This window comes from Pseudomonas sp. SED1, from assembly GCF_034044025.1.
Taxonomy (GTDB): domain Bacteria; phylum Pseudomonadota; class Gammaproteobacteria; order Pseudomonadales; family Pseudomonadaceae; genus Aquipseudomonas.
In genome coordinates this window covers 1-6,359 of sequence record NZ_JAXCIS010000239.1, presented here as the reverse complement: position 1 = coordinate 6,359, position 6,359 = coordinate 1, and the positions used below count along the sequence as shown (strand labels likewise).

The window sequence follows — 6,359 nt, the reverse complement described above, 5'->3', positions numbered from 1 at the left end:
TCGGTGTTCGCTTAATTTAATTGCAAGCTGTGCATCACCGGTTTCAGCGCCGGATACAGCTCTAGATAACTGGCAAACGCCCGGTCATACACCCCGACATTCCCAACCTCCGGCTCCGCCCGCAGCTCCAACTGCACCCAGCCCTTCTCCATCTGCCGATCATCCACCAACCCCACTGCATGGGCCGCCAGCAACGCCGCGCCCAGTGCTGCCTCCACCTCTTGCACAATGGTGTAAACCGGGTAGTGGGTGATGTCCGCAATGATCTGCATCCACAAATCCGAATGGCTCGCCCCACCCACCACAATCAACCGTGGATCAAGGGAATGCGCCCCACGAGTGCCCGCTTCGATATTGTGCCGCAGGGCAAAACTCACCCCTTCGAGCACCGCGCGGTACAGGTGGATACGGCTGTGATACAGGTTCAGCCCGACAAAGCTGCCACTGGCGCGGTCATCCCACACCGGGCTGCGTTCGCCCATGAGGTACGGCAGGAACAACAGCCCTTCACTGCCCGCCGGGATCTTCGCGGCGCTCTGCTCCAGCAGCCACAAACTGTCCTGGCCGGTGTCCCTGGCCTGCTGCTCTTCGGCCTGGCAGAACTGCTCGCGAAACCAACTGACCGACGCCCCGGCGGTAATCGCACCGCCGAAGATGTACAGGTCCTGATGGCCGTTATAGACGTGGGGCATGCTCACCAGGCCATGGCGCGCGTCCACCTGCTGATTGAGATAACCCCAGCACATGCTGGTGCCGATCATCGCCACGTGATTGCCCGGTCGCGTCACTCCGGCGGCCAATGTAGCCATGGCTGCATCCACGCCTCCGGCAAGGATCGGCGTACCCGCCCACAAGCCCAATCGCTGCGCCCATTCCTCGAGTAACCCGCCCACCACTTCACCGGAATACAGCAAGCGCTCCGGCATCATCGCCAACGGAATCTCAAGCGCCGCCAGCATCTCGGCCGACCAGCCACGCTGCACCACATCGTAGACGCCACCGATATTGCCGGCGCTGCTGTGATCCACCGCCAACTCACCGGTCAGGCAATAGTTGATATAGCTGTTGGGCGGCAGCAGGTAGCGGGTGTTGGCCCACACCTGCGGCTGATGCTGCTTGAGCCAGAGCATCTTGGTGAAGCCGTAGTAGCTGTCCACCGAGTTGCCGGTAATCGCGAACAGCCGCTCCAGGTCCACATGCTCGCGCACCCACTCCACTTGCTCGCCCGCGCGCCGGTCCATCCAGATCAGGCACGGGTGCAGCGGCGTGATCTGCGCGTCCACGGCAATTCCAGAGCCGCCGTACAGGCTGCTGATGCACAGCGCCTTGACCTGTTCTTTCGCGACGCCGGCCTTGGCCATGCACTGGGCAATGCAGACCTCGACCGCATCCAGCCAGACCTGCGGCCACTGCTCGGCCCAGCGCACTTTCGGGGTGTCCACGCGATACCCTTGGCTGTGCTGGGCGATGATCAAACCGTCCGCATCCACCAGCAGCGCCTTGGTGCTTTGCGTGCCGATGTCCACACCCATTACGTAGTTCATCTCAGACCACCGGTTTCAGCAGCACCTTGATCGACTTGGTCGAGTTGGCCAGTTCAAACGCCTCGGCCCAGTTATCCAGCCCGAAGTCATGGGTCACGATGCCCTTGGAGGTCACCAGGCCGCGCTCGAACAGGTCGATGGCCACCGGGTAGCAATACGGCCCCAGGTGCGCGCCGCGTACGTCCAGTTCCTTGCGGTCGCCGATGATCGACCAGTCGGCGCTGGTCTCGGCACCAAACACACTGAACTCGACAAACCGCCCGAGCTTGCGGATCAAGTCCAGGCCCTGGGTAACGCCCGCCGGTACGCCGGTTGTTTCGATGTACACGTCGCAGCCGTAGTTGTCGGTCAGGCTATTGATGATCTCGCGAGCATTGTCTCGCGACGGGTTGATCACCACGTCGGCCCCGTACTGCTTCGCCAGTTCCAGGCGCTCGTCGACCATGTCGATCACCACCAGTTTCTTCGGCGTTTTTAGCGCCGCCACCTGCACCATGCACAGGCCCAGGGTGCCGGCACCAGCAATCACCAACACGTCATCCAACTGGATCTCACCGCGGTTGACGGTGTGAATCGCGCAGGACATCGGCTCGATCAGCGCCGAATCTTCCAGGGACACCGACTCCGGAATCTTGTGCACAATGGCGGTCTTCGGAATGCGCATGTACTGGGCCATGCCACCCTCGGCGACTTCACGCTGGAAGCCGAAGATGTTGTGCACTTCACACATCCAGTACTTGCCGGACTTGCAGAAACGGCACTTGCCACACGGCACGATCTGCTCGGCGATCACCTTGTCGCCGACCTTCACTTCAAAGTGTTCCTCGGCACCCTCACCCGCTTCCACCACGTAGCCGAAAAACTCATGCCCCGGCACCACCGGCGCCTTGACCCACGGGTTGTCGCCGCCCCAGAACATCGCAGCGCCCGAGTGGCATTTGCAGTCACTGGCGCAGATGCCGCAGGCGGCGATACGGATCACCAGTTCATTGACCCGCGCCTGGGGTTTGCTGATGCGTTCCAGGCGGTAGTCTTTCGGGCCGTGGCAGACGACGGCTTGCATTTGGTTGTGCTTTTCCATGATGTGCGGACCTTTCTTGAGCATGAGAGAACCCATCGCGGCCACCATGGCCGCGTGGAGATAACCGGTTTACTTGTGGCGCTGACGGCTGATAAAGATCGCCAGCAAAATGATCCCGCCCTTGATCACGCTCTGGACGTAGGGCGAGACCCCGAGCATGTTCAAGCCGTTGTTCAACACCCCCAGCAGCATGGCGCCGAGCAAGGTGCCGACAATCACCCCGCGCCCGCCGGCAATCGAGGCGCCGCCCAGGACCACGGCGGCAATCGCGTCGAGTTCAAACGACACCCCGGCATTCGGCTGGCCACTCATCAAGCGCGAGGTCAGCACCAGCCCGGCAATCGCGGCGGTAAAACCGCTGATGCCATACACCAGCAACTTGAAGCGCGCCGCCCGCACACCGGACAGGCGCACCGCTTCCTCATTGCCGCCAATCGCGTAGATATAGCGACCGATGCGGGTGTGTTGCAGCAGCACATAGGCCGCCAGGTACGTCACCAGCATGATCAGGATCGGCACCGAAATACCGAACAGGCTTTCGCGACCAAAGAAGCCAAACCACTCCGGCAGACCGGAAATCGGGTAGCCATCGGTGTACATCAGGCCGAACCCGCGGGCGATGCCCATGGTCGCCAGGGTGACGATGATCGGCGGCATGTGCAGGTAGGCGACAAACAAGCCGTTGCCGATGCCGAAGGCCACGCCGACCAGCATCCCGGCGCCAATCGCCAGGCCCGGCGGCAAGCCGGCGACCATCAAGCCGGCGGTCAGGGTGCCGGACAAGGCCATCACCGGCCCTACCGACAAATCGATGCCGCCGGTAAGAATCACGCAAGTCATGCCCACCGCGATAATCGCGTTGATCGACACCTGGCGCGCAATGTTCGACAGGTTGTTGGCCGTCAGGAAATTATCGCTGGCGAAGATCATCACCAGCGTCACCACCAGCAGCCCGACAAAGGGATAAAACGCCGGTGAGCGAATCAACCGCGCCAGGTTCAGCCGCAGCCGGCCAGGCGTCACGGCATTAATGGACGTATTCACTTGAGCCCCCTGTTGCATGGCGCATGACCTCTTGAGGATTGACGGCAGACGCTTCCAGTACCTTGACGATGGCGCCCTTGTGGAACACGGCGACGCGGTCGCACATGCCGATGACTTCCGGCAGTTCCGAGGAAATCATGATGATTGCGTAGCCTTGTTCGGTGAGGCTGCGCATCAGTGCGTAGATCTGCGCCTTGGCGCCAACATCGATGCCACGGGTGGGTTCGTCGAACACCAGCACGTCGCAGTGATGGTTGATCCAGCGGGCAATCACGACTTTCTGCTGGTTGCCGCCGCTAAGGTTGAACACCCGGCTCTCGCCGCTGGGAGCCTTGATCGACAGCTGGCGCATCAGCGCTTCGACGCTGGCGCATTCCTTGTCCTTGTCGATCAGGCCGCTGGCGTTCTGGTATTTGGGCAGGTTGTTGAGGGAGATGTTTTCGCGAATGCTGAAGTCGGTAATCAGCCCTTCGCTCTTGCGGCTTTCCGGCAGCAGGCCGATGCCATGGGCCAAGGCCTGGGCCGGGTCGTCGAGGGTAATTTTTTCGCCGCGCAGCCATACGTCTTTGCTCACCGATGGCAGCGCGCCCATCATGCCCAGCGCCAATTCGGTACGGCCGGAACCCACCAGGCCGGCAAAGCCGAGAATCTCGCCCTTGTGCAATTCAAAGTGGTTGTGGGGACCGTTGCGCACCAGTTGGATGTCCTTGACCTCCAGCAACAGCGGCCCACGTTCGCTGCTGGGCTTGGGCGGAAAGCTGCATTCCAGGCGGCGGCCGACCATCATTTCCACCAAGCGGTCGATATCGCTGTCGGCCACATCGGTGACGCCCACATTGCCGCCGTCGCGCAGCACGCTGATGCGGTCGCACACCTGGAAAATCTCCTCCAGGTGGTGAGAGATAAAAATCACCGCCACGCCCTGGCGCTTGAGCTCACGCATGATCTCGAACAGCAGCTCGGCTTCGCTCGGCGTCAGCGTGGCGGTGGGTTCGTCGAGCACCAGCAGCCGCGCATCCAGGGCCAGGGCCTTGGCGATCTCGACGAACTGCTGCTCGGCCACACTCAGGTGCTTGACCGCGCATTGCAGGTCGATGCTGACGCCGAGGCGCTTGAACAACGCCTCGCTCGCCTCGACCATTTCGCGCTTGCGCAACAGGCCGAAGCGGTTGCTCAGCTCATGGCCGAGGAAGATATTTTCCACTGCCGTGAGGTAGGGAATCAGGCTGAATTCCTGGAACACGATGCCAATACCAGCGGCAATCGCATCACGGTAGGTCGCGAACTGCCGGGCCTCGCCGTCGATCAGGATCTGCCCTTCATCCTGGTGCTCGACCCCGCCAAGGATCTTCATCAGGGTCGATTTGCCCGCGCCGTTTTCCCCGAGCAAGGCATGAATCTCGCCGCGCTGCACTTCCAGGTTGATCGCCTTGAGGGCTTGCACCCCCGGGTAGCGCTTACAGATATTTTCCAGCTTCAGAAGACTGCTCATACCGCCGACCTCGCATTCAGATGGATGACCTGTGCCCCACGCCTGGCGTGGGGCCTGGGTGTTTTACCAGCTGAAATCCTTGGCCTTGGCCTGGTCGATCAGGGTGATGTCCACCGGGATCGTGGCCGGCACTTGCGAGCCCCATTTCTTGGCCAGGGCGATGCCCAGGGCCAGGCGGATCTGGTCACGGGGGTATTGCGCGGAGGTGGCGATGAATTTGCTGCCGGGTTTCTGGATAGCCTTGATCGCTTCCGGCGCGCCGTCGACGCTCACCAGTTTGACGTCCAGGCCACTGGCTTCGATGGCCGAGAGTGCACCGAGGGAGCCGTTGTCGTTGACGCTGAAAATGCCCTTGAGGGTGGGTTGGGCTTGCAGCATGTTTTCGGTGACGGTCAGCGCCTGGTCACGTTCCTGCTTGCCGTTCTGGATGCTCACGATCTTGATGTCCGGGTGCTTGGCCACGGCCTCTTTGCAACCGCGTACGCGTTCCAGGATCGGCACCACGGCGATGCCGTCGAGGATGGCGATATTGCCCTTGTCACCGATGTTCTTGGCCAGGTATTCGCAGGCCTGGAAGCCGGCGTCGAAGTTTTTCGAGCCAACGAAGGAGTCCAGTGGGCCTTCGGCCTGGGCGTCGACGGCGACCACGACTACGCCGGCGGCATGGGCGGATTTGACGGCTGATTGCACGCCGACCGAGTCGGTGGGGTTGATCAGCAGAATGTCGATGCCCTTTTGCAGCATGTCTTCGACGTCGCTGACCTGTTTGGACACGTCGTGGCGGGCGTCGGTGATGATCAACTGCGCACCGATGGTCGCCCCGGCTTCCTGCAGGGCGTCTTTCATGGTGACGAAGTAAGGGTTGTTGATTTCCTGGAAGGACGCGCCGATGCGGATGGGGGCGGGTTTGGTGTCGGCCAGGGCCAGGCCAGAAGTGCCAAGATTGATGCTCAGAGCCAACAAACACAGGGTTTTCGGAAGCATTTTCATGGTAGGGATCTCTGTTTTGTTTTTATTTTTAGAGCAAATGTTATCGTTAACATTTTGTAAGAAGCTAGCAAAGAAATTGGGGGGTCGCAAGGGGTGTTTGATCGGTGGTGGCGGGGGTGGTGTACATATCCGTTGCTGCGGTCAGGGCGGCTATTGGTTCCGCTCTTACAGCGGGTCACTTTTGAAAGGAGCCCAAAAGTAACCAAAA

General features: G+C 61.1%; 5 protein-coding genes. All 5 read right to left on the bottom strand.

Annotated elements, in window-relative coordinates:
• Positions 1–11: 11 nt before the first annotated feature.
• The gene (locus tag SNL23_RS31385) at positions 12–1,544 is read right to left on the bottom strand and encodes an FGGY-family carbohydrate kinase (protein WP_318304744.1); all 1,533 of its coding nucleotides are present in this window, start codon (positions 1,542–1,544) and stop codon (positions 12–14) included.
• A 1-nt stretch (position 1,545) separates the two neighbouring features.
• Complete coding sequence (locus SNL23_RS31380; RefSeq protein WP_167665594.1) at positions 1,546–2,625, bottom strand: alcohol dehydrogenase catalytic domain-containing protein; 1,080 nt, start codon at positions 2,623–2,625, stop codon at positions 1,546–1,548.
• A gap of 69 nt (positions 2,626–2,694) precedes the next feature.
• On the bottom strand, positions 2,695–3,687 hold the full coding sequence (locus tag SNL23_RS31375; RefSeq protein WP_017475202.1) for an ABC transporter permease: 993 nt from the start codon (positions 3,685–3,687) through the stop codon (positions 2,695–2,697).
• Entirely contained in the window at positions 3,653–5,161 is a 1,509-nt protein-coding gene (locus SNL23_RS31370) for a sugar ABC transporter ATP-binding protein (protein ID WP_318304742.1), read from the bottom strand. The genes SNL23_RS31375 and SNL23_RS31370 overlap by 35 nt, the downstream gene beginning before the upstream one ends.
• Before the next feature lie 63 nt (positions 5,162–5,224).
• Positions 5,225–6,151 carry a substrate-binding domain-containing protein gene (locus tag SNL23_RS31365; protein WP_017475204.1) on the bottom strand — a complete coding sequence of 309 codons (927 nt, stop codon included), beginning with the start codon at positions 6,149–6,151 and terminating at the stop codon, positions 5,225–5,227.
• Positions 6,152–6,359: the final 208 nt, after the last annotated feature.

Bases quoted from the DNA above. Each gene is read 5' to 3' on its own strand.
- SNL23_RS31385 (WP_318304744.1), bottom strand. From the start codon at position 1,544: ATGAACTACGTAATGGGTGTGGACATCGGCACGCAAAGCACCAAGGCG.
- SNL23_RS31380 (WP_167665594.1), bottom strand. From the start codon at position 2,625: ATGGAAAAGCACAACCAAATGCAAGCCGTCGTCTGCCACGGCCCGAAA.
- SNL23_RS31375 (WP_017475202.1), bottom strand. From the start codon at position 3,687: ATGCAACAGGGGGCTCAAGTGAATACGTCCATTAATGCCGTGACGCCT.
- SNL23_RS31370 (WP_318304742.1), bottom strand. From the start codon at position 5,161: ATGAGCAGTCTTCTGAAGCTGGAAAATATCTGTAAGCGCTACCCGGGG.
- SNL23_RS31365 (WP_017475204.1), bottom strand. From the start codon at position 6,151: ATGAAAATGCTTCCGAAAACCCTGTGTTTGTTGGCTCTGAGCATCAAT.